The sequence below is a fragment of the Paenalcaligenes suwonensis genome (assembly GCF_011290505.1).
In the GTDB taxonomy this organism is placed as follows: domain Bacteria; phylum Pseudomonadota; class Gammaproteobacteria; order Burkholderiales; family Burkholderiaceae_B; genus Paenalcaligenes; species Paenalcaligenes suwonensis.
In genome coordinates this window covers 267774-289953 of the sequence record NZ_JAANPV010000005.1, presented here as the reverse complement: position 1 = coordinate 289953, position 22180 = coordinate 267774, and the positions used below count along the sequence as shown (strand labels likewise).

The 22180-nt window shown below is 49.5% G+C and carries 20 protein-coding genes; 10 read left to right on the top strand and 10 right to left on the bottom strand.

Going from position 1 to position 22180, the window contains the following annotated elements:
* Positions 1-112: 112 nt before the first annotated feature.
* Complete coding sequence (locus GY634_RS10030; RefSeq protein WP_166408392.1) at positions 113-1480, bottom strand: NAD(P)-binding domain-containing protein; 1368 nt, start codon at positions 1478-1480, stop codon at positions 113-115.
* Positions 1481-2106: 626 nt separating this feature from the next.
* On the opposite strand from GY634_RS10030, the gene GY634_RS10025 reads away from it, so the two are divergent.
* The 5 genes from GY634_RS10025 (at position 2107) to GY634_RS10005 (ending at position 6031) form a co-directional block, all read left to right on the top strand.
* Positions 2107-2553 (top strand): PACE efflux transporter, encoded by a 447-nt coding sequence (locus tag GY634_RS10025; RefSeq protein WP_166408391.1) that lies wholly within the window; start codon positions 2107-2109, stop codon positions 2551-2553.
* A gap of 45 nt (positions 2554-2598) precedes the next feature.
* Positions 2599-3519: a class A beta-lactamase gene (bla, locus tag GY634_RS10020; RefSeq protein ID WP_166408390.1), complete on the top strand. Its 921-nt coding sequence runs from the start codon at positions 2599-2601 to the stop codon at positions 3517-3519.
* Positions 3520-3636: 117 nt separating this feature from the next.
* Complete coding sequence (locus tag GY634_RS10015) at positions 3637-4242, top strand: TetR/AcrR family transcriptional regulator (RefSeq protein ID WP_242683679.1); 606 nt, start codon at positions 3637-3639, stop codon at positions 4240-4242.
* Between the two features lie 106 nt (positions 4243-4348).
* Positions 4349-5539 carry an NAD(P)/FAD-dependent oxidoreductase gene (locus GY634_RS10010; RefSeq protein ID WP_166408389.1) on the top strand — a complete coding sequence of 397 codons (1191 nt, stop codon included), beginning with the start codon at positions 4349-4351 and terminating at the stop codon, positions 5537-5539.
* Positions 5540-5572: 33 nt separating this feature from the next.
* Positions 5573-6031: a DUF1641 domain-containing protein gene (locus tag GY634_RS10005; protein ID WP_166408388.1), complete on the top strand. Its 459-nt coding sequence runs from the start codon at positions 5573-5575 to the stop codon at positions 6029-6031.
* Positions 6032-6104: 73 nt separating this feature from the next.
* On the opposite strand, the gene glsA is transcribed toward GY634_RS10005, so the two are convergent.
* From glsA to GY634_RS09985, 4 genes are all read right to left on the bottom strand, one after another.
* Positions 6105-7037, bottom strand: a complete 933-nt coding sequence (glsA, locus tag GY634_RS10000; RefSeq protein WP_166408387.1) for a glutaminase A — start codon at positions 7035-7037, stop codon at positions 6105-6107.
* A complete protein-coding gene (gene gadC, locus GY634_RS09995; RefSeq protein ID WP_166408386.1) occupies positions 7031-8545 on the bottom strand; it encodes a glutamine/gamma-aminobutyrate antiporter GadC in 1515 nt (504 codons plus the stop codon). Before gadC ends, glsA begins: the two co-directional genes overlap by 7 nt.
* A gap of 93 nt (positions 8546-8638) precedes the next feature.
* Positions 8639-10042, bottom strand: coding sequence for a glutamate decarboxylase (gene gad / locus GY634_RS09990; protein ID WP_166408385.1), 1404 nt, complete (start codon positions 10040-10042; stop codon positions 8639-8641).
* Between the two features lie 413 nt (positions 10043-10455).
* The gene (locus tag GY634_RS09985) at positions 10456-11022 is read right to left on the bottom strand and encodes an NADPH-dependent FMN reductase (protein WP_166408384.1); all 567 of its coding nucleotides are present in this window, start codon (positions 11020-11022) and stop codon (positions 10456-10458) included.
* Between the two features lie 478 nt (positions 11023-11500).
* On the opposite strand from GY634_RS09985, the gene GY634_RS09980 reads away from it, so the two are divergent.
* From GY634_RS09980 to GY634_RS09965, 4 genes are all read left to right on the top strand, one after another.
* Positions 11501-12055 carry a TetR/AcrR family transcriptional regulator gene (locus GY634_RS09980; protein ID WP_166408383.1) on the top strand — a complete coding sequence of 185 codons (555 nt, stop codon included), beginning with the start codon at positions 11501-11503 and terminating at the stop codon, positions 12053-12055.
* A gap of 27 nt (positions 12056-12082) precedes the next feature.
* Positions 12083-12394 (top strand): DMT family transporter, encoded by a 312-nt coding sequence (locus GY634_RS09975; protein ID WP_166408382.1) that lies wholly within the window; start codon positions 12083-12085, stop codon positions 12392-12394.
* A gap of 1 nt (position 12395) precedes the next feature.
* Positions 12396-12710, top strand: coding sequence for a DMT family transporter (locus GY634_RS09970; protein ID WP_166408381.1), 315 nt, complete (start codon positions 12396-12398; stop codon positions 12708-12710).
* Positions 12711-12854: 144 nt separating this feature from the next.
* Positions 12855-13565, top strand: coding sequence for a class I SAM-dependent methyltransferase (locus tag GY634_RS09965; protein ID WP_166408380.1), 711 nt, complete (start codon positions 12855-12857; stop codon positions 13563-13565).
* 81 nt (positions 13566-13646) lie between these two features.
* Here the strand turns inward: GY634_RS09965 and GY634_RS09960 are convergent, their stop codons facing one another.
* The 4 genes from GY634_RS09960 to GY634_RS09945 form a co-directional block, all read right to left on the bottom strand.
* Positions 13647-14738 carry an AI-2E family transporter gene (locus GY634_RS09960; RefSeq protein ID WP_166408379.1) on the bottom strand — a complete coding sequence of 364 codons (1092 nt, stop codon included), beginning with the start codon at positions 14736-14738 and terminating at the stop codon, positions 13647-13649.
* Between the two features lie 85 nt (positions 14739-14823).
* On the bottom strand, positions 14824-16224 hold the full coding sequence (locus tag GY634_RS09955) for an efflux transporter outer membrane subunit (RefSeq protein WP_166408378.1): 1401 nt from the start codon (positions 16222-16224) through the stop codon (positions 14824-14826).
* Entirely contained in the window at positions 16221-19316 is a 3096-nt protein-coding gene (locus GY634_RS09950; RefSeq protein ID WP_166408377.1) for a MexW/MexI family multidrug efflux RND transporter permease subunit, read from the bottom strand. Before GY634_RS09950 ends, GY634_RS09955 begins: the two co-directional genes overlap by 4 nt.
* A gap of 4 nt (positions 19317-19320) precedes the next feature.
* On the bottom strand, positions 19321-20412 hold the full coding sequence (locus GY634_RS09945; RefSeq protein WP_166408376.1) for an efflux RND transporter periplasmic adaptor subunit: 1092 nt from the start codon (positions 20410-20412) through the stop codon (positions 19321-19323).
* Positions 20413-20508: 96 nt separating this feature from the next.
* Here GY634_RS09945 and soxR point away from each other — a divergent pair, with 96 nt between their 5' ends.
* Positions 20509-21039 carry a redox-sensitive transcriptional activator SoxR gene (soxR, locus tag GY634_RS09940; protein ID WP_166408375.1) on the top strand — a complete coding sequence of 177 codons (531 nt, stop codon included), beginning with the start codon at positions 20509-20511 and terminating at the stop codon, positions 21037-21039.
* On the opposite strand, the gene GY634_RS09935 is transcribed toward soxR, so the two are convergent.
* Positions 21004-22170 carry an MFS transporter gene (locus GY634_RS09935; RefSeq protein ID WP_166408374.1) on the bottom strand — a complete coding sequence of 389 codons (1167 nt, stop codon included), beginning with the start codon at positions 22168-22170 and terminating at the stop codon, positions 21004-21006. The two genes, soxR and GY634_RS09935, sit on opposite strands and share 36 nt — an antisense overlap.
* Between the last annotated feature and the right edge of the window lie 10 nt (positions 22171-22180).

Here is a 22180-nt window from a genome sequence, read left to right as displayed (position 1 = left end):
AAAAAGAACGAGACGCTTGGAGGGCATCTCGTTCTTTTGTGTGAAGTGTTTGGCTGTTAAGGCGTTATAGTAATGAGCCTAGAATTACAGCCTAAGCTATTGCTAAAGGCGCTTAGCTGGCCTTTTTGAATTTCAAGGACATAAAGCCTTCCAGAGAATCATCTTTAATATCTAACCATGGTCTAGGCAATTGTGCTGCTACCGTTCCAGTAATAGTAGAAGCATATGATTTGTTTCTAAACCCCATGATGTCCGATTTTTTATCTTCAAGCCATTTTTTAAATAATTCAGCTTGTTGATGTACAGGGAAGCTAGGGTAATCTGTGGCGCCTGTTAAATCATCAATATAGTTTGCCTGGAAATCAATGGATTCAGAGTCAGTATTTAAGGTTGCTTGATTCTGTAGCCATTTATTTATATCTTTTAATCTATCTTCTTCGTTAGGTAGCTGTATTTTTCCCATGATAACGTCACGCGCATACCATGCTTGTGCATCAAACATATTAAACGTGAACCATTGATCTTGCATACCAAGATAAATGAGTTTTGGGTTGCTTTGGAAAAAAATCCCTTTATAAAGATTATCTGGGTATAAACAATTATGCGTTTCTAAACGTAGTTCATCGGGCAAGAATGGGAAGTGGAAAATATACCCGGTACACATCACAATGGCATCAAAGGCTTGGCTAGTGCCATCGCTAAAGTGCACGACGTTCCCATCAATATGCTCTAAACCCGGTTTTTCGCTGACGGTCTCTGGCCAGTCATAGCCAAACGAACCACCACGGTGGCTGATGGTGACCGATTTGGCGCCGTACTTGTAGCATTGCGAGCCTATATCTTCGGCTGAGTAACTACCGCCTACCAACAATATATTTTGCCCTTCAAACTCTAATGCATCACGGAAGTCGTGAGCATGCAAGACACGGCCAGGGAACTGTTCTAAACCTTTGTAGTAGGGCATGTTAGGGGTGGAAAAGTGTCCTGTGGCAACAACGACGTAGTCAAACTCTTCGGTTTCTTGCTCACCCGTTTTATGGTTCATGACGGTAACGCTAAAGCGTTGTGTGTCTTGGTCAAAGGTTACCCAACGAACAGGACACTCAAAGCGCATATACGTAAACAATGCGCGCTTATCTAGACGTCCCATGATGTAGTCTTTAAGGACTTCACGTGGCGGATAAGACGGGATGGACTGACCAAAGTGTTGGTCGAAGCTATAGTCCGCAAACTCTAGACATTCTTTAGGGCCGTTAGACCACAGATAACGGTACATGCTGCCATGTACGGGTTCCCCGTTTTTATCTAAGCCAGTACGCCATGTGTAGTTCCACATGCCGCCAATATCATTTTGTTTTTCATAACAGATAATTTCTGGAAAATCATCAGAATTGGTTTTTTTACGTAATGCTTCAAAAGCACGTAGTTGTGCTAAACCGCTAGGGCCTGCGCCTAGGATTGCAATTCTTGTTTTTGACAAAATAAAACTCCGTTTCTTTTTGGCGCAATGGTTTTTTTTGCGCTTTTGTTTTTTAATAATAATTATTAAAAGAAAAAGGCTATTTATTAAAACTCTAATTTAGTAATCAACTATATTTAAAATTAAACAACCTTTATTTAAAAATCTGGCGTTATTATACCACACTTTTTTGTTTGTGTTTAGGGTGTGATTTTTTATATTGGTAGATATCTATGTGGTTTTTACTTTCTATGATTTTTGTTTTTCATATGGCAGAAGTTCAGGGCTCGTAAATTTTGGATTGTGTGCGTGTCAGAGCTTAGCCTGCAGTAACGGTGTTTTGGTACCAAATGGCAAGTTTCTCTCTGGGGGCTTATAGAATCAGCCGCAAGTAGGGGGGGCGCTGGTCGAGATTCCTAGGCGTTGGAAAAAATCCGGTGTTGAGACTCCGTGCGTGGCTTAGTGGGAAGTCATTTTAGGTAGCTAACACATAGCGTTTTGACAAGCATTCTTGTATAAGGTAAAAAACCTACGCGAGCGGAAACCGTGGCTCGTTATGATGTGTGGCACTACTTCTTGTTTATTTATTACCCGGGGCGGGCCGGTGTTAGGCTTTGGCTGTATGCCCAAGCGCGCTGGAGTTTACATTGATAACCCTGAGTCCTTTTAAGCGCCGCCTCGTGTACGTAGGCGTTTTTGAAGTTTTTGCGATTCTTTTTTCTACCCTTATTCTGATGGTGCTCAGTGACAGTGGAGCAGATGACTCGTTGCCTGTGGCGGTGATGGTGTCAGCAGCAGCTGTGGCGTGGAATTACACCTATAACAGCCTGTTTGAAGCCTGGGAGCGCCGTAATCAGGTGATGGATAGAACCTTACGTCTACGTTGTGCACATGCCATTGGTTTTGAGGGCGGTTTGATCCTGATTTGTCTGCCTATTTATATGTTGTGGTACGGCGTTGGTGTGTGGACGGCTTTCATGATGGAGGTGACTTTGTTAGTCTTTTTCTTAGTCTATACATTTTTCTTTACCTTAGGCTTTGACAAGATTTTTGTACTTCCTCATCAGGTACCTCAAGCACCAGCCGAGTCATAGTGGCAGAACGATGCGTGGGGAGCCAGTTATAAGGAGCACTTCCCTATGCTGCATAGATTCTCTACTCCTACCTTAACCCGTACTCACCGCACTACGTTTTGCGGTTATGTGGCCTCTTTGCTGTTGGCTGTAGCAAGCTTCGTAACACTGGGGCAAGCACAGGCTAACGACAAGGGGCCTATTTTGCAAAAGGCGGCCGCAATAGAAGAGCAACTGCAGGCACGCGTGGGTGTGGCGGTAGTGGATACCGGTAGCGGACAGTCGTGGCTATATAGAGCAGACGAACGTTTTCCTATGGCCAGTACCGCTAAAACACTAGTGTGTGCGGCACTGTTACAGCAAGGTGAACCGTTACTGCATAGCCCTATTTTGCTGCAACCTGACGATATACAGACCTATGCGCCCGTGACTAAAGAGCTGGTGGGACAGACGTTATCAGCCTTTCAACTGTGTGAAATTACGTTACGTAGCAGTGATAATACGGCGGTTAATGTGGTGTTGAAGGTTCTGGGTGGCCCTACCGCCGTAACATCATTTTTACGCACTATTGGTGATCAAAGCACTAGACTCGATAGGATGGAGCCTGAGGTGAATGAGGCCACACCGGGAGATGAGCGTGATACCACTACGCCGTCAGCCATGGCGGCCACCATGCGGGCTTTGTTGTTGGGTTCCGCGCTAAACCCAACTGAACGGGAACAGTTAGTAGGGTGGATGAAGGCTAATGAGGTGGCGGGGCCGTTATTACGTGCGGGTGTGCCTAGTGATTGGCTAGTGGCAGATAGAAGTGGTAGTGCCGAGTACGGAACACGTGGCGTGGCGGCAGTGCTCTGGCCTGCGCAGCATGCCCCTTTGGTGGTGGCCGTGTACATTACAGAAACAGAGGCTCCCATTGAGGCCCGTAATGCAGCAATTGCATCGCTAGGGCAGGCTATCGCTGAAGAGCTATCCTTACCTGTTAGATGAGGAGAGCGTTACGCATGTAACGCCGCTAGGCTGTAGAGTAAGCGCTAAAATACAGCCGTGGTTGCCTTCTAGTGATTCTCAATTTTATAAAACGAATATTCATTCTATAATTGCTTCATGATTGAACTAACTGAAAAAACCTGTAGTCTGTTTCCTGAAATGGCCCCTCGTCATGAAGCCATACTGCGAGCAGCATTGCGCTTGTTTAATGAGAAGGGTTACTTCAGTACCTCGGTTCATGAAATTGTGGCGGCAGCGGATGTGTCTGTGGGGTTTGTGTACCATCACTTCACTGATAAAGCAGGGATTGCCCGTGCGTTGTTTGACCATCTGTTGTCCGGTATGAACCGGTTGTTAGATGATATCGAATCTAGCCATGCTAGTGCCGAGCAACGCTGTAAAGCGGTAGTAGGCATGTTGTTTGAGCTGACAGACTCTGACCCTGATGCCATGGGTTTTATTATTCATGCTAGACATAAAGAGTTTTTGCCTACGGAAAAATCCATATGTTCAGCATCGGCTTTCGTACGTATGCGTAGGTTTGTGTTGAAAGGTATAGAAGAGGGCGAGATCCCGATGATGGATTCGTCGGTGGCGGGAGCGCTGGTTTACGGGGCCGCGATACGTTTAGTGTGCTTGCGCTTAGATGGGTTAGTAGATCAGACGTTAGCGCATTATTTCGATGAGTTGTGGTCGCGTACGTGGACTGCGGTACAGCGCTAATACGATGTAGCAGTGTGAGAAACGGGTTGCAGTAACAGCTCGTTTTTTTATACCAGGGGTTAGAACGAATGTTCGTTCTGTTTTTATGATAAGAAAGGAGACATCAATGGCGCATCATATTTTGATTGTGGGTGGCGGGATTGGCGGCACCATGACGGCCAATCATTTAGTAAATAAGCTGTATCCTGAAATCCGTGCCAAGAAGGTGAAGATCACGATGATTTCAAACTCGCCGTGGCATTATTACAAGCCAGCGTTCATGTATGTGGCCTTTAATAGTTTCTTCCGCGATGAGCTGCGTAGGCCGCAACGTAGTTTGTTGCGCCCAGAAATAGACTTCCAGCTTGAAGAGGTGATGCAGTTTGATTTTGCCTCTAACAACGTGCATTGTCGCAGCGGTAAGAAAATTGATTATGACCACCTGATTATTTCTACAGGATGTATACCTGCACCCGAGAAAATCGAGGGCTTAAAAGAAGCAGGGGATCATTTCTATCAGCATGCGCCTGCCAGACAGCTGGCCGATAAATTAGCCAGTATAGAAAAAGGCCGTATTTTCATTACGGTGACCTTCCCCAAAACGCACAACGTGCCGCACCAGTGTGGGATTGCACCGATTGAAACCACGTTGATGTTGGATGATTTACTGCGTAAGCGTGGTGTACGCGATCAAATTGAAATCGTGTACACCTATCCTACTGTGGCGCAGTTATTGCGCAATTGTTTGTTCCTGCAAAAAGATACTTGCGAAGTGTTGCCGACAATCTTTGAGCAACGAGGTATTAAGCACCAGCGTGGCTTTACGTTAGACCGTGTGGACCCTTCTAGAAACATTGCTTACTCGGCAGAAGGGCAAGAAGAAAACTTCGATATCTTAATGGCCACACCACCTATTCATGCCGTAGAGGCCGTTAGAAAAGCGGGGGTTTCCCAAGCGGCTGATAACGAAGGGTGGCTGCCTACTGATCATCAAAGTATGAAAGTGCTGGGCTTGGAAAACGTATATGTCTTGGGTGATACCGTCGATTTGCCGGTGAGTAAGGCGGGTGGTTCGTGCCATAGCCAGTCTCCGGTAGTGGTGAATAACGTGGCATCCGAAATTAGGCATGGCCGTATTTGCGATGCGTACGACGGTAAAGTTGTGGCAATTGCGCAGATGGGGTTAGAGGACGGTATGCCGCTTTGGTACGACTACAACGTTGATGTGAAACCTACGCCGCCGACTAAATTGGGTGGGTTGATGCGCAAGGGGTTTAACCGTGGCGCGTATTGGGCTGTAGCCCGTGGGTTGGTGTAAGCCTAAGCACTGAACGAGACCAAGGAGATTACGATGACGAATATTGAAAACACGGGACACAACACCCTAAACATCACCCCAGAAAAAGCAGAGACCACGCCTTTTGATGCGGTGCTGGGTAATGAGGCAGCACTGCAAGGCTTAGAAGAACTAATGACCAAAGTTGCACCATTGTTGGCGGGAGGCAGGTTAAACAGGCTGGTGGATTTGGCTTCTGTTACGGCCGATGTTGTGGATATGACAGATGCCTATATGGTAGAAAAAATAGCCAAGGCGTTTGATGATGTGACGGGTGCTGTGTGGACAGCCGGTAATGCGGCACGTATGGCACACGCGCAGGTGGCAGACATGAAAGAGCCGCCTTCTATCATGGGCTTATGGCGTTTGGCGCGAGATCCCGAGGTAAGACGTGGATTGGCGTTTTTATTTACGGTGGCCGGTGTGCTGGGTAAAGGTATGTCTACCCCGCCGTTAGATGGAACAGAAGATTAAGTGGTATGAGCCAATAAAAGGCCCTGCAGTTTAGTGATGCAGGGCCTTTTTGTTGGGGGTGTGCGAAGTTGGGTTAGCTTTTATACAGGTTGTAGCCCAGTGTGTTGGCGACAGACGCAACCATTTTCTGGCCCCGTACGCTATTGCCTATGTCATCCAGCGGGGGGGAGAAAGCGGCAATTCCCATCACGCCAGGCACCACGGCAAGGATGCCGCCACCCACACCGCTTTTTCCGGGTAGACCTACGGTGTAGGCCCAATCTCCCGAGGTGTCATACAAGCCTTCCATTGTCATGTCTGCCAGAATGCGAGGGGTGTTGTCTGGACTAAGTACGCGCTCTTTACTAAGGGGATTAATGCCGCCCGTGGCAAGTGTGGCTCCCATAGTGGCGAGTTCTACGGTGGTGAGTAGGGTAGAGCATTGACGGGTGTACACATCGCAAGCTTCCATGGGGTCGCAGTATAAGTAGCCCGATGAGTACAGCAACCAAGCAATAGCACGATTATGAAAGTTGGTGCTTTGCTCGGACTCATTCAGTGGACTGGATAGCTTGATTTGTGGTGATCCCAATTTACGCTGCATGCCCAGAATGCGGTTCCAGCGATCCTCCGTGTTTTCGGCTTTGATGAGGCTAGCGCTAGCAATAGCACCGGCATTCACCAGAGGCGATAAGGGTTTACCACCGTGCAGTTCTAAGGCCATGACAGAATTAAAAGGCATGCCAGTGGCATCAGCACCTATTTTCTGCTGCACGGTTTGTGCTCCCCAGTCCTCTAAGGCCAAAGCCAGTGTGCATACCTTGGAAATAGACTCTATGGCAAAGCGGTAGTGTATATCGCCTGCAGAAATAACATCACCATTGGCAGTGACCACCGCCAGAGCCGAGAGGTCACTTGGGATGTTCGCGAGAAAAGGGATGTAATCAGCATTGGCCCCACCAGGGGCCTGGCCAAACTCGCGATATGACTGCTCTACGACAGAGTGTAGGGTAGAGAGATCTAACACGTGCCTGCTCCTGTGTGGGCGTTGCTCGCCGTTGGAGTGCCGTTAGGTGCTGTGGTGGCGTTAGCTTCCCATGTAAAGGGTTCAAAGTCAGAGTTAGGGTCGCGCCAACTGGGTTTGCGCTGCGCATAGATAATTAACGGTATCGCCACAAAGATCGCCACCAAAACAACCAAGTACAGGAAGTACGACGTGGGGCTACCTACAGCGATTTGGCTGGGTGGTACAAAGCTTAGTGCAAAAGCGATGAGCGAACCTAAGAAACCCAGTGAGGCCCATAGGTACATGGCTGGGGCACGGTAGGGACGAGGTCTATCTGGTTGAGTACGGCGTAGGCGGATGCCAGCTGCGAACATCAGCAAATACATCACCAAGTACAGGATCACCGTAAGCTGCGACAGAATTTGGAAGGCAGCTTGCACCGATGGCATGACTACGAAGGTGATAGACAAAATGGACACAATCACGGCCTGTACCAGCATAAGGTTCACACCCATGCCGTGTTTATTGGTTTTTTGAAACCAGCGGGGTAGATAGCCGGCCTTGGCTACGGCCAGTACCCCGGTATTGGGGCCGGCAATCCATGTCACCACACCACCCAACACGCCAAAGGCCAACATAACTGCCACAATAGAACCTAGCCATGGAACACCTAGCCATTTGAACAGCAGGTCGTAGGCTAAGAGCAAGCTTTGGGTTAGGTTGATATCTTGAGCGGGCACGATGAAGGCAATACCTAGTGTGCTGAGCAAGAAAATCGCTACAGTACCTAAGGATGCTATGGTGATAGCGATGGGGTATTTCTTAGTGGGGTTGTCCATGTCCTTCACGTGTACGGCGTTCATTTCCATCCCCGCATAGGCAAGGAAAATACTGGCGGCCAATACCACTGTACTGAAGTTGCTGAAGTCAGGCATCAGCGCGCCCCACGATAGCTCTACCAATGGCTTGTTGCCGCTGAACAGTAAATAGGCAAAGCCTAAAAGGGTGACAATACCCGCAGGAATAATGGTACCTACAATACCGCACCATTTAGAAACACTGGCAAAGATACCTACGCCGCGTAAGGCAATGGCCACTGAAATCCAATACACGATTAGGACGAAACTGGTGATATACCATTTGTTGGCAGAAATGGATTCGGCCATACTGACGGTAGGATCAATAAAGGCGATAGATACGGCGCCAAAGGTTAGTACAGTGGGGAAGTAGGGAATCACTTCAATCCACACCATGGCCATGGCTAAGAAGCCTAATCTAGGGCCAAATGCTTCACTTACCCAGCGGAAAACGCCCCCTTTTTCAGGGTAGGTAGTAGCGAGTTCGGCTGCGACTAATGCCATGGGAATAAGGAAAACGAGTGCAGCAAAGGCGAAGAAGAATATAGAGCCTAAGCCATACTCCGCTTCAGATGGCAAGAAGCGCAGGCTGACCACGGCCGTGATGTTCATGATGGCAATGGTAGCGATAGACATCTTCGCTGCGGGTTGGTTTTGTGTTGTCGTGCTCATCGTTACCCTCTTTAGTAAGGTAGGGAAAACAGGAACAGGCAGGGGATATAGAAAGAGGCCATTGATGAATGACCTCTTTCTGGGGGCTATGCGTTAGTGATGGAAGCCGCCGGCCTCTTGCTCATCCAACGGCTGAGAGACAGGCCGTTTGGCAAAGTAATCTAATGTGCGTTGGAAGTCGGCCAGCAGCAAATCGGCCAAATCACGGCTTACGCCATGGCGCACTAAAATGCGCTGTACCACCAAATCCTCGCGGTTGGCTGGCATCGAATACGCGGGTACTTGCCAGCCACGGCTGCGTAAGCGGTCAGCAAAGTCGTAAAGGCTGAAGTTCACTTTGCCTTTGTATTCCTCTTTAATAGTCCATGACAGGGCAGGGATGCCTTTTTTCATGTCACCGTCAAAGATGATTTTGAAGGGGCCAAATTTTTCTATTTCGCGGGACAAGTATTTGGCCGTGTCATAGCATGCGGTTTGAATGCGTCTATAGCCTTCTTTACCCAAGCGCAGGAAGTTGTAGTATTGCGCGACGATCTGACCACCAGGGCGTGAAAAGTTCAGTGCAAAGGTGGGCATGTTGCCACCTAAGTAGTTGACGTTAAAGATGAGTTCTTCAGGCAGGCTTGCTGCATCACGCCAGACTACCCAACCTACTCCAAGTGGCGCTAAACCAAATTTGTGGCCAGAGGAGTTAATGGATTTTACGCGAGGTAGGCGGAAGTCCCACTCAATTTCAGGGGCACAAAAGGGGGCTAAGAAGCCGCCGCTCGCACCATCCACGTGTATAGGAATATCCAAACCTGTATCTTTTTGCAGCTTGTCTAGGGCATCGCTAACGGCTTTGACGGGCTCGTAGTCGCAGGTAAAGGTAACACCCATCGTAGGCACTACGCCTATGGTGTTTTCGTCTACACGCTTTAGTACTTCTTCAGGCGACATAATGAGGCGGTCGCCCTCTAATGGGATTTCACGCAGCTCTACATCAAAGTAGCGAGCAAACTTATGCCAGCAAATTTGTACGGGGCCACAAATGAGGTTGGGTTTATCGGTGGGTTTGCCAGCAGCTTGCATTTTTTTGCGCCAGCTCCACTTTAAGGCCAAGCCACCTAACATAGCCGCTTCAGATGAGCCGGTGGTAGAGCAACCCATCGTGTTGGCCGCGTCAGGCGAATTCCACAAATCTGCAATCATGTGCACGCAGCGTGACTCGATTTCGGCTGTTTGTGGGTACTCGTCTTTATCAATCATGTTTTTGTCTATGGATTCATCCATAAGACGGCGGGCTTCATCGTCTACCCAGGTTTGGCAAAAAGTGGCCAAGTTTTGGCGCGAGTTACCATCCATCATGAGTTCATCGTGCACGACTTGATAGGCGTGACGGGGATCATGCTCATTTTCAGGCATTTTGTACTTAGGCATGACTACCGATAGGTCGGTGGATGCGTACACGTCATCAAACATGCGATCGCGAATGTCATCTTTTGAGTGCAGAGCCATTTCTATAACCTCATGGAAAGAAAAGGGTTGGGCCGAGTTAGGCTTGAAACAACTTCTTTTGTACGTTTTGATGGCTAGAAAATTATTGTTTTAGTTTCTGTGCTGCAAAATCTCTAATGATGTGGAGATTCTAGAAGGGATTTTAAAGAAACATAAGTAACAAATATTGTATTTTATTACCAAAGATTTCTGTTTTCTGATGATAAATAGCAGAAAAATAGCATATTGATAAAAACATCATGCAGAAAAAATGGTTCTTATATAGCCAATGATTATATTTTTAGTTTTTTTTGAATGTTTTAAGACATTGGTTTTTATGGTGAATGGCAATGTTTACTCTTGTTTTGGCGAACGCAAGACAGAGCATTGCCATAATCCTGACACAGCTTAGTAATGCGAAATTAGAAAAGAATTTAACGCAGCAGTTGGCGTAATTCCATTAGCCCAGTTTGTAATGCTGCGCCTTGGCTTTGTACGGCTTCTGGTAAAGCGATATACCCATCGTTACGCAAAATTTGTTCAGAGCTTAGTGTTAACGCTACGTGTTGTTCAGTAACGTGCAAGCTAAGTGCTGTAAGTACTTGCCGCAGTTGAGCGGCGCACTTGTCACCACCATGGGCGCCATAGCTCACAATTAATGCCGGTTTATGTTGCCACTCATGGTAGAGGTGATCCAACGCATTTTTCAACGCGGCAGGGTACCCCCAGTTATATTGGGGCGTCACAAACACAAAGGCATCAGCACTAGCGATTTTTTGGCTCCATGCTTGTGCATGGGGCGTGCTGTAATCCGCTGCATGCGCAGGGATGGCGGGTTCATCCATCATAGGTAGAGGCCAGTTGCGCAAGTCCACCAGTTCAAAGATAGCCTCTGGTAAACATAGTCTTCCCACATTGGCTACCCAGTCGGCCAGCAAAGGGCTAATCCGTTGCAGACGTACACTGCCCATAATGACGAGAATCCGGGGTGATGACTTCATGTGTAATCCCTAGGTTGGGGGGTATAGCGCTCACGCTTATGCAGCATAAACGATCATGATTGCTTCGTGGCATTGTGACATGCTTGAGCCTAAAGATGCGCTATTTTCTTGTGTTGGATCTAGGGGGAAGGCAGGCCGCTAGGCGGCGATATAACCCACCAAAAGTAACGATATGTTATTTTCTACAGAGCTGAGGTAGAAAGTCATTACACGGATAAAAATAGTACAAGCTAAGCAAATAAGGGCGGAAGCAAAACTCTACCTATTTTGATAAAAAGAGTTTTGCTTAGAAGAAATGTTTAGTTACCAACTAAGAGGGATTTAGTAAAGGCGAATAGGTATGGCAATTGTATCTCGTATGATGGGTTTTCTAGGGATGGGGAGGGCCAAGTTTGCCATCTAGGATTACGACAAAATAGATTGCTGGATTTTTTACTGATCCAATACAATACATACGTATGTATTCAATGGTGGTGAAATGAGTAAACCCCGCAGTATAGACAGAGACAAGGTGCTGGATGCCGCAGAGGAAATTGTGGATAAAAGCGGGGCTGCCGCGCTCACTATTGATGCTGTAGCCAAGGCTATAGGCATTAGTAAAGGTGGCGTGCAATCGTGCTTTGGCACTAAACAAGGCTTAGTCAATGCCATGCTAGAGCGATGGGGGCATCGCTACGATGCGTGTCTAGAAAAGGCCGCAGGCGTTTCACTCGACGACTTATCTAGTATTGATAAGATTAGCCACCACATACACATCACGGCAGATGAGCAGGCGTTGATTGCGCGAGCAGCCTGTCATCTCAGTGTGTTGTTAGAGGCTAAAGAGTTACGAGAGTGGATCAAGCGTTGGCATTATGAGCGGTTGGCCGAGTTAGATACCACCACCCCAGAGGGAAGAAACGCGCGTATTGCGTATTTTGCTACCGAAGGGGCATTTGTGTTGCGCTATTTTGGGTTGGCAGATTTGAGTGACCAAGCGTGGCAAGACACATTTAATGATATTGCGGGCTTGATGGGCAGGCAGGCAACGTAAACATCCTACATAAGTTGGTGTTATTTCATGTTGAGTTGGGTTTTTCTAGTGATTTCCAGTGCACTGGAGGTGCTGTGGGCGGCAGGTCTGAAGTACGCAGTGAGCCCGTTGGAGTGGGTGGCGACGGTAGTGTGCATCGTGGGCAGTTTTATCTTTATGGTGCTGGCGGCTCAACGCATGGGGGCGGCTTTTGCGTATGTGGTGTTTGTGACCTTTGGGACAGTAGGCACTTACATGTTGGATGTGCTGTATTTTGGAAAAGAACTGAAGTGGGCGGCGGTAGTGGCTATTGCGGTGATCTTGTTCTCTGTGATTAAGCTTAAGCAGAACGAGGCCTAGCATGAGTTGGTTGTTTTTGGTGTTAGCGGGGCTTCTGGAAATTTTTGTGGTGGCGGGTATTAGGGATATGGTGTGTAAGCGGTATAGGCGCGGAGCCGTGGTGTATGGCTTGGGCTTATCTAGCTCGTTGTATTTCTTATATCTGTCTATGCGTACTATTGATGTATCTATTGCCTATACCGCCTACACAGGAATAGGGGTGATAGGTACGGTGGTGTCGGGCATCATTTTATGGGGCGATAAAGGTGGGGCCCGCAAGTTTTTCTACTTGTTGTTGATTATTGCTTCTATCGTGGCATTGAAAATGGTGGGTTAACGTAGCGGCTGAGGATTTTTCTTGTTTCTAAAAGTTTTTATTTTACTTTTATCTTTCGTTAAATTTCTATAAAATCGGCGAAATTTGCATTGTTCTCCATAATGGTCCATGCTATAGAGTGTTATGGGTTTTAGGGAGAGTAGTATGCATGCGTATGAAACACGTATACAAACTGTGAATGTACGAGAGGCTGGCAATATGCGTCTGCGTACATTGGCCGACACTCAGCAATTCCATGATTACAAGGGTATGGCCGCACGTTTGGGCGTTTCATCAGCGATGTGGCCAGTGTTTGGTCAGCTTTGGCCATCTAGCATTCATTTGGCGAATAAAGTGGCCACGCGTGAGCTAGATAAAAAATGCCGCATATTGGAAATAGGTTGCGGTTTAGGGTTGGCTAGTTTGGTGGCGCACCAGCGCGGCCTACAGATTACAGCAAGTGATACCCACCCCTTAGGTGGCGAGTTTTTGCGTAGGAATGTACATTTGAACAAACTTTTACCACTGCGCTATAAGTATGGTCGCTGGGGTAAAAACTTCAACCAGCAAGCCAAAATCTATGGGCTTGAGGTGTTGGAAAGTCGTTTTGATCTGGTGATTGCAAGTGACGTCTTGTATGAGCCTGATATGCCAGATGAGTTGGCTGAGTTCATTGATCAGCATAGTGAGCCCACCGCCGAGTTTTGGTTAGTAGACCCAAATAGAGGTTATGCGGGGCGCTTTGGAAAAGCATTAAAAGAGCACGGTTTTGAGCTTTTAGAAAATACCGAGCTGAAAGAAGAGCCTACGGAGGCAAATCCTAAAGGGTTTTCTGGGCGCTTCTTGCGTTATGGCCGTACGGCTGCAGTCGCTTAACGCAGACGTTTTACATATACAAACAACAGCGGCAGGCTAAAAAGCCTGCCGCTGTTGTTTGTGCGTATAGGGAATGGTTGGCTAGTGGCGCTGATTGCGCTCTTCTTCCAAACTGCGATTGCGCTGTTCAAGCGCTGCAGGAAATAAGTCCCAGCAAGCCATAAAGAGGGCAGCAATCAGTGGGCCAATCACAAAGCCGTTTAAGCCAAACAGCGATAAGCCACCCAGTGTGGAAATTAGAATGATGTAATCGGGGATTTTTGTGTCTTTACCTACCAGCAATGGGCGAAGTACGTTATCGACTAAACCGATCACAAAGAGGCCAAAGGCGGTCAAAACTGTACCTTCAAATACTTGGCCTGTGGCGAAGAAATAAATGGCTACTGGCCCCCAGATCAGTGACGCCCCTACGGCGGGCAGCAAGGACAGTACAGCCATGAGTACGCCCCAGAACAGCGATGCTTGAATGCCTAAAATAAAGAAGATCAGCCCACCTAAGGCACCTTGCGTGGCAGCCACGGCTAAGTTCCCTTTGATGGTGGCGCGCACCACAATGGTGAGTTTACGTAGCAGGTGGCTTTTTTGCTCTTCACTTAAGGGAATCAGGTTACGGCAGTGTCTACCCAACATCGTGCCATCGCGCAGCAAGAAAAACAGCAGGTAGAGCATGATGCCCAAGCTGACTAAGAATTGGAACGTGTTGCTACCAATGCTTAGGGCTTGTTTGGTCAGGAATTGACCAGCACTTACCGCAAAGTCAGAGAACTGTTCGCGTACTTTATTCAGGTCACCGCCCAGTAAGCGATCGGCGAGATTGCGTACGCTTTCGGGCATGCTGCGTAGAATCTGATCTAAGTAGTTCCCTAGATTCAGCTCACCACCTTCCATGAGCTTATAGAGAGTAACCATCTCTTGTACTAACGCGCCCGCAATTAAAATGACGGGAATAATCACGATCAGAATAATAAACACAAGCGAAGCTAATGCAGCGAGTGTTTTTCGGCCGTTCATGGCCGTCAGAATACGGCGTTGCAGTGGGGCGAAGATAATGGCTAGGACCACTCCCCAAAATACGGCCCCGTAAAAGGGGAGTAGCAGCCAGATAAATATCAGGCTGACCGCCGCAAGCAGCACCAGGAAGCTGCGGAAATAGAGGGCTGTTTCAATTTTCATGGAAAGGTATACGCAAAGAGAAATCCGTGAAGTGTGCTAACGATAACCTGAATCCTGGTGTCTGCGTTTAAATTATCTGTATCAGTTATCCGTCATTGGCCCCCCACCAGCCTAAGCTTTTGTAGAGCTGAACCACATAACGTTGGGCCGTAAACTCTTCTTGGCGTAATTGTTGCTCTATATCAAACAACGCACGCTGGGTTTCCAACACATATAAATAACTGCCTGCCCCTGCACGGTGTCGTGCTTGTGCAATGTCGGCCGCCCGCTGCATGTGCTGGCTGGCTTGCAGTAATCGGTACAGTTGCTTTTGGTGCTCGGTGATATTCAATACGGCACTTTGCACTTCTTGCTGAGCGGTGAGTATGCGCTGTTGATAGTCTACTAACGCATAGTCACCATCGGCTTCTGCGGCGCGTAACTGTGCTCTGGCGGATGCGAGGTTGATGGCCGGCCATTGCAACACTCCTTGGGCAGAGTAGGCTTGTGTGGCTGCGTTTAATCCTTGTGTGCCCAGCGAGAAAAAGCCCAAAAAGCTACTTAAGCTTAGGCGTGGGTACAGATTTGCTGTGGCAGCACCTATATGGGCGGTAGAGGCTTGTAACTGGGCCTCGGCGCGGCGTACGTCGGGACGCTGCTGTATCCACTCGTTGACGTGAGCAAGCGGTAGCGTTTTCACTTCGGGTGTGGTGCCTTGCTCTGCGTGCAGTGCTAACACCTCGTCAGGGGCTAGCCCCAACAAGGTTTTTAGTGTGAGCAGTTGTTGTTTCAAGCTTAGGGTTAAAGCCTCATGCTCTTGATACTGGCGCTGCAGTCTGGCCTGAGCGTCTTCACTGTCTTCTGGTAGGCCGGCACCGGCGCGGTACTCCGCCTGAAGTTGGGCGACGGTTTCAGACCAGCTTTTTATATGCTGCTCTTTAAGGGATAGCTGCTTTTGTAGGTGTCTATACGAAAAATACGCGTCGGCAACGCAAGCCGCGATGAGCTGCTGCATTTGAGCGATGTCTGCCTTAGAGGCTTGTGCGTTGGCAGTAGCGGCTTCACTTAAGCGTTTTAACCGACCAAATAAATCAATTTCCCATTGCACCTGCATGCCCACTTGCCGAGGTTCGCCTACCTCTCTACGGTTTGGGTCTATGCTCACTTGCTGGCTTTGGCGGGTTTGGCTGGCACTACCGGTGATTTGCGGCCAGCGCTCGCTGTCTTGCTGATCTAGCAAGGCGCGCGCTCTGTTGAGCCTGGCCTCTGCTTTGAGTATGTCGTGGTTAGAGGCTAAGGCGCGTTGTATGAGCTGATCTAACTGAGGATCAGCAAACCAGCTCCACCAGTGGGTGCGTGGTAGCACGTCAGAAAAGTCGTGATACGGTAGGGCGGACTCAGCAAGCTGGTGTGTCATGGGGCGCTCGTAATCTGGCCCTACGGCGCACCCTACCAGTAAAACGCTACTGGCGATCAACGATAGTAGAAAAGGGGGGCGCATGATCATGATTTTTCGACTCCTGCTTCCAGATCAAATTGTTCCAGCTGTTGCTGACGTGTGGTGCGGCTGTGTTGGCTGTGGTCTCTGGCGAGTAATAAATAGAAAGAGGGCAGGATAAAAAGAGTGAATAAGGTACCCAACGCCATGCCAGTAATGAGTACGGCACCTAGGCCAAAGCGGCTATTTGCGCCTGCGCCGCTGGCAAATAGCAGGGGCAACAGACCAAACACCATGGCAACGGTAGTCATTAAAACGGGGCGTAAGCGTATTTCAGCCGCACGCAAAATGGCTTGGCGCTTAGTGAGCTGTGATTTGTGTTGCAGTTCATTAGCGAACTCCACCATCAAAATGCCGTGTTTGCTGATCAACCCAATTAACGTGACCAGTCCAATTTGGGTGTAGATGTTCAGTGATCCTAAGCCCAAGGCCAGCGGCAAGAGTGCGCCGCATAAGGACAATGGTACGGTGACCAAAATAATTAAGGGATCAACAAAACTCCCGTACTGCGCTGCCAACACAAGGTAGATCACAATTAGCGCGCCCATAAAGGCAAAGACCAAGGTGTTGCCTTCCTGCTTGAATTGCCTAGAGTCGGCCAACCAGTCATGGGTAAAGTCGGCAGGTAAGGTGCTTAGGCTGTCTTCTAAGAAGTTAACGGCATCTCCCATGGCAACGCCTGGAGCCAAAATCGCTTGGAAGATGGCAGCATTTTGCTGGTCAAACTGCGTTAACGAGTTGGCCGTGACGCCCGTTTCTAATGACACAATCGTAGAGAGTGCAATGGTGTCTCCCGCAGCGGTACGTATACGATGCTGTTTCAGGCTATCTGGGCTAAGGCGTTCTGAGTGCGTGCCTTGAGGAATCACGTCATAAGCACGTCCTTGCATGGTGAAACGCGCAATATAGTCTTCGCCCATTAATAAGGACAGCGACTCACCAATGGCTTGCATGCTGATGCCTAAACTATTGGCTTTGGCTCTATCAATGCGTAAGCGCGTAACAGGGTTGTTGTAGTCTAGGTCGCTATCTACCACGACGAACAAGCCACTTTTCCAGGCGTCAGCCTTGATTTGCTCCATGGCCTCAAAAAGTTGTGGGTAGTCCAGTGTACTTTTGAGCACCAGCTGCACCGGTAGGCCGCCGGTGGAGCCGGGCAGTGGTGGCAGTTGAAAAATGAAGATACTGCTGCCTTCTACATCGCTTACCTTGCCTTGTAGCTCTTGTTGAATCTCGACGGCAGGGCGTTCTCTATCGCCCCATGAGCTCAGCTCTAGGCCACCAAAGCTAGCCGCGGGGCCATCGGTGCCGTTGATGATCCACGAGCCTCTACCTTCAGGTATGTCATTAAAGACCTCAGTGAGCTGACGCGAGAAGTGTTCGGCGTAATTCAAGTTACTGTACTGTGGGGACTTCACGGCACTGAGTAGGTGGGCTTGATCTTCTGGCGGAGCCAACTCTTGCTGTGGCATTTTATACAGTAGGGGCAGGCTCAAGAAAATCAGCACAGCCACGGCCAGTACTTTTTTGTGATGACGTAGCAAGCCTTCCAGCAGGCGGTGGTAGTGTTGCCCTAGCGTGCTAAAGAAGTGCTCAGCCCATTGAGCCAGTTTGCCGTCTTGCTGTTGGCTATTTAAGAGATACGAGCTCATCACCGGTGACAGCGTTAAGGCGACGATCCCAGACACCAATACGGCACCTGCTAGAGTAAGGGCGAACTCGCGGAACAAGGCTCCGGTCAGGCCATCCATCAGTCCTATAGGTGCGTAGACAGCGGCCAAGGTAAGGGTCATCGCAATCACGGGGCCGGCCACTTCACGTGTGCCCAGTAAAGCGGCGACTACCGGAGTTTTACCCTCTAGTATGTGTCGGTGCACGTTTTCAACGACCACAATAGCATCGTCCACCACCAACCCTACGGCTAACACGATGGCAAGTAAGGTAAGCAAGTTAATGCTGAAACCAAAGGCCAGCATAATGGAGGCCGCCCCCAAGATAGACAGTGGGATGGTCGCCAAGGGGACGAGTACAGTACGTAATGAGCCCAAGCACAAGTAAATGACCACAATCACGATGAGCATGGCTTCAAGCAGGGTGCTCATGACTTCGTCTATAGAAGCTTGGATAAAGCGTGCTGTTTCAAAGGCCAGTTCTACGTTGACGCCTGGTGGCAAGGTGCTGTGGATGCTAGGCAGCAGTTGGCGTATGCCATCCACAATCACCAGAGGGTTGCCGGTGGGGGTGGAAAATAAACCCAGATACACCGCCGGTTCACCGTTCATTAAACCGCTACTATCAGTGGCGTTGGCCGCTAACTCTACGGTACCTATATCGCGTATGCGAATAGGGCCATCGCTATCGTGACGGATGACCAGTTCTTGAAACTCAGCCACGCTACCAATATCGGTATTGACCTGAATGTTAGACAGTACGTATTGCCCTTTGACTTGTCCGGGGGCTGCAATGTAATGATTGTCGCGTACGGCTTGGGCTACGTCGTTGGCGGTAAGGTCACGCGTGGCGAGTTTTTGGGTATCTAGCCATAAGCGCATCGCCAGTGTTTGACCACCGTAGACCTCTACATTGGACACCCCATCAATGGTGGCAAATAAGGGTTCGACGACGCGCGATAAGTAGTCGGTAAGTTCGGGTATAGGTAGGGTGTTGCTCGCGAAGCCTACGTAGGCAACGGCGGTGGAATCCCCCGATGAGCGCTCAATGACTGGGTCATACGCTTGTTTAGGCAGCTTATAGCGTATTTGGCTCACCCGTGCCATCACCTCGGTAAGCGCTTTGTTGGAGTCTTGATTAAGATTCAAGCGAATGGTGACACGGCTTTGGCCTTGAACCGAGGTGGACTGCACGTAATCAATGCCCTCTACCGAAGAGACGGCTTGGGTAATGGGTTGGGTAATGTAGCCTTGCACCACATCAGAGGGGGCGCCAGGGTATTGGGTACTGACGGTAATAGAGGCGTTTTCCAGCAAGGGGTACTGGCGTATGGGCAGTTTGCCCAACGCTTGTAAACCTAATAAGCAAATCAATGCACTCACGACAATCGCCAGTACAGGGCGACGGATAAACAGATCAGTAAAAGTCATGGTTCTAGCCTTCGTTACTGGCTAAAGCCAAGCTGTTGTGTTCTTTAACGTGAATGGGGGCTTGGTCTTGCAGTTTGATTTGACCGGAAACCACGACGTGGTCGTCGGGTTGCAGTCCTTGCAAAATTTCAGCTAAGCCTTGGTCACGACGGCCTACATCTACCGAGGTGCGTTTAGCTAAGGTGCTGCCTGATTCGGTAGTTTGTACGGTGAATAAGGTATTGCCGTAGCTGGCATAGTTAATCGCCGTTTCAGGTACCCAGTAGCTGTTGCCTGCTTGGGGGATCCTGACTTGAATGGTGGCAGAGCTACCGGCACGTGGTGTGTCGTCTACGTTGTTAAGCTGAGCCTGTATGCTCACGTTACGGGAGCGGTTGGTGAGTGGGTCAATGGCGGTGATGGTGGCATCGAAGTGTTGTTCGGGGTGGGCATCACTTTGCACAGTGAGGGGTTGGCCTACGCGTAAATGGGCAGCGCTTTTTTCATCAATTTGAAAATTCACATAGACCGTGTCGTTATTTACCAGCGATACGATGCTGTCACCGGTATGCAGGTATTGCCCTGTGTGTACTTGGCGCACACCCAATACGCCCGGGAAAGGGGCTTTGATTTGTTTTTTGGCGATTTGCGATTCAACTAAACGTAATTCGCCAGTGCTCATATCCAATGCTGCTTGAGCTTGTTCCAGTTGCTCGGCCGTCGCGACACCTTGGCGGTGTAGGGTGCGAGTGCGTTGGTAGTGTTGCCTTGCTTGTGTCAGTTGGGCTTGTAAGCGCTGGCGTTCAGCTTGTTCGCTGGCGTCATTTAATTGCACTAAGGGTTGGTCGGCTTGAACCGTGCTGCCCGATTCCATCAGCAGTTTTGTAATACGGCCTTCTGCCTCGGCAGTTAAGGTCACTTGCTGGGCGGCTTCTAGTTCGCCGGTGCTCACAATATCCAGATAGGCAGGCTTCACCGTAACAGAGGCGACTGCTACGGGTGTGGGTGGGTATTCGTAACCTGCCTTTGCTGATGCGCCGGGAAGGTAGTAATAGCCCAGCGCAGCGAGCGCTAGCACAGTAACGCCGGCAAACGGAAAGACTACTTTGTTAGACATGCTGTACTCCAATAAAAGATCACAAGCGCATACCGGCTTGTGTACTCGTTCTAATTGGCGCTACTATAAAACCTCAAGTTAACTTTAGGTCAAGCGATGAAAACAGCGAACCAGCAGGAAAAGCAACAGGCTAGCGAGCGATTGTTATCCGTGGGCGAGGTAGCAAAGCGTAGTGGTGTAGCGGTATCGGCCATTCATTTTTATGAAAGCAAAGGGCTGATACAAAGTAAGCGTGGCGCGAATAACCACCGTTGCTTTCCAGCCGTGACGTTGCGCTACGTGGCCATTATTAAAGTGGCGCAGCGAGCGGGCTTGTCGCTAGAGGAAATTACGCAGGCTTTTGGGCGTTTCGCGTATGGCAGCAACATGAAAGCCGAGGAATGGCATCAGTTGTCTATGCAGTGGCGTGAAGGGTTGGACGAGCGTATTGCTCGCTTAACGCGGTTACGTGATGAGTTGGATAGTTGTATTGGGTGCGGCTGCTTATCGTTAGAGAGTTGCCCATTGCGCAACCCGTACGATGAGTTGGGTAAGTTGGGGCCGGGCGCTCACATCTTGGAGCGCCCTGTTATCGAAAAGCCGCGCGTATGTTTACAGGCGGAAGAGGGCAATCCCACCCAAGAGTAGGGCGGCAAAAAAGAAAGGTACGCCAGGGGTGATCCCATACAGTAAGGTTCCGGCTAAGGGGCCTACCACCATGCCTAAACCCTGCGCAGCACCAATGGAACCGGCGGCGGCCCCCTGTTCGTGAGCTTCTACCGAATTAGATGCCAGCGCAGCAAATGCAGGAAAAATGCAGCCCATACCAATCGCCACGACCAAGAAACTGGTGGCCAGCATCATCGTCGATAAGGCTATAGCCGCTGTGGCGAAGCCCATTAAAGCAATCAGTGCGCCCACGCGTATCAAGCGCTGGGCTGGCCACTGTAACTGACGCACTGCGAGCTGCGTGAGAATAAGCCCTATACCCACTAAGGTCAGCGATGTGCCAGAGGCTTGGGCGGCGGCTTCAGGCGAGAGTCGTAATTGATCAATGGCAAAGAAACCAATGGTGATTTGGGCGATGGCGACACACATCATGGCAACGAAGGCTACCGCCATGGGCTTGCGTAATCGTGGATCGTGTAAGGCTACGGCGGCCGTGGCGGTGTGCGCCTTTGGAGCTTGGGTAGGCAGGTAGCGCCACAACATGAAGAGGGCGACCAAGGGTAAGAGCGTGATCAGGTAAAGCGGAGTGGCGAGGCTGTGGCTAGACAGGCTGGCCGCCAGCGCAGGTCCAAGCACCAAACCTGCCGCGTTGGCAGCACCCAAAGCGGCCATGGTGGCAGTGCGCTGTTCGGGTGGGACATTATCGGCGACTAAGGCTTGCCCAGAAGTGGGAATGGCTGCGTAAAACAGGCCGGTTGCACTACGGGCGAGCAGCATACCTGCAAACACCAAAATGCCATACAGCGAGAATTGCAGTGCCACAATGAGCAGTATGCACATGGCAATATTGCTCAGCAAAAACCCACCTACGCCTTGCAGTAGTACAGAGCGCCTACCTATGTGGTCACTGCGTTGTCCCCACAGTCTAGACGACAGCATCATGAAAATTCCGCCTGCGGTGGCAATAGCACCGGCTTGCCATGGCGCTAATCCTAGCACTCGGGCAATGGGGCCTAGCACCGAAATAAAGGCCATCATGGTCATGCTACAAATCATGTTGGCGACTAACAGCGGTTTAAAGTTAAACGAAGGTGAGGCAGTAGTACTCATGGGGGAATCA

What these genes read in the sequence shown, in the direction of transcription:
- soxR (WP_166408375.1), top strand. Translation starts at nt 20,509, where the DNA reads ATGAAAACAGCGAACCAGCAGGAAAAGCAACAGGCTAGCGAGCGATTG.
- gadC (WP_166408386.1), bottom strand. Translation starts at nt 8,545, where the DNA reads ATGAGCACGACAACACAAAACCAACCCGCAGCGAAGATGTCTATCGCT.
- GY634_RS10010 (WP_166408389.1), top strand. Translation starts at nt 4,349, where the DNA reads ATGGCGCATCATATTTTGATTGTGGGTGGCGGGATTGGCGGCACCATG.
- GY634_RS09935 (WP_166408374.1), bottom strand. Translation starts at nt 22,170, where the DNA reads ATGAGTACTACTGCCTCACCTTCGTTTAACTTTAAACCGCTGTTAGTC.
- gad (WP_166408385.1), bottom strand. Translation starts at nt 10,042, where the DNA reads ATGGCTCTGCACTCAAAAGATGACATTCGCGATCGCATGTTTGATGAC.
- GY634_RS09985 (WP_166408384.1), bottom strand. Translation starts at nt 11,022, where the DNA reads ATGAAGTCATCACCCCGGATTCTCGTCATTATGGGCAGTGTACGTCTG.
- GY634_RS09980 (WP_166408383.1), top strand. Translation starts at nt 11,501, where the DNA reads ATGAGTAAACCCCGCAGTATAGACAGAGACAAGGTGCTGGATGCCGCA.
- GY634_RS10015 (WP_242683679.1), top strand. Translation starts at nt 3,637, where the DNA reads ATGATTGAACTAACTGAAAAAACCTGTAGTCTGTTTCCTGAAATGGCC.
- GY634_RS09955 (WP_166408378.1), bottom strand. Translation starts at nt 16,224, where the DNA reads ATGATCATGCGCCCCCCTTTTCTACTATCGTTGATCGCCAGTAGCGTT.
- GY634_RS10005 (WP_166408388.1), top strand. Translation starts at nt 5,573, where the DNA reads ATGACGAATATTGAAAACACGGGACACAACACCCTAAACATCACCCCA.
- GY634_RS09960 (WP_166408379.1), bottom strand. Translation starts at nt 14,738, where the DNA reads ATGAAAATTGAAACAGCCCTCTATTTCCGCAGCTTCCTGGTGCTGCTT.
- GY634_RS09975 (WP_166408382.1), top strand. Translation starts at nt 12,083, where the DNA reads ATGTTGAGTTGGGTTTTTCTAGTGATTTCCAGTGCACTGGAGGTGCTG.
- bla (WP_166408390.1), top strand. Translation starts at nt 2,599, where the DNA reads ATGCTGCATAGATTCTCTACTCCTACCTTAACCCGTACTCACCGCACT.
- GY634_RS09950 (WP_166408377.1), bottom strand. Translation starts at nt 19,316, where the DNA reads ATGACTTTTACTGATCTGTTTATCCGTCGCCCTGTACTGGCGATTGTC.
- GY634_RS09945 (WP_166408376.1), bottom strand. Translation starts at nt 20,412, where the DNA reads ATGTCTAACAAAGTAGTCTTTCCGTTTGCCGGCGTTACTGTGCTAGCG.
- GY634_RS09970 (WP_166408381.1), top strand. Translation starts at nt 12,396, where the DNA reads ATGAGTTGGTTGTTTTTGGTGTTAGCGGGGCTTCTGGAAATTTTTGTG.
- GY634_RS09965 (WP_166408380.1), top strand. Translation starts at nt 12,855, where the DNA reads ATGCATGCGTATGAAACACGTATACAAACTGTGAATGTACGAGAGGCT.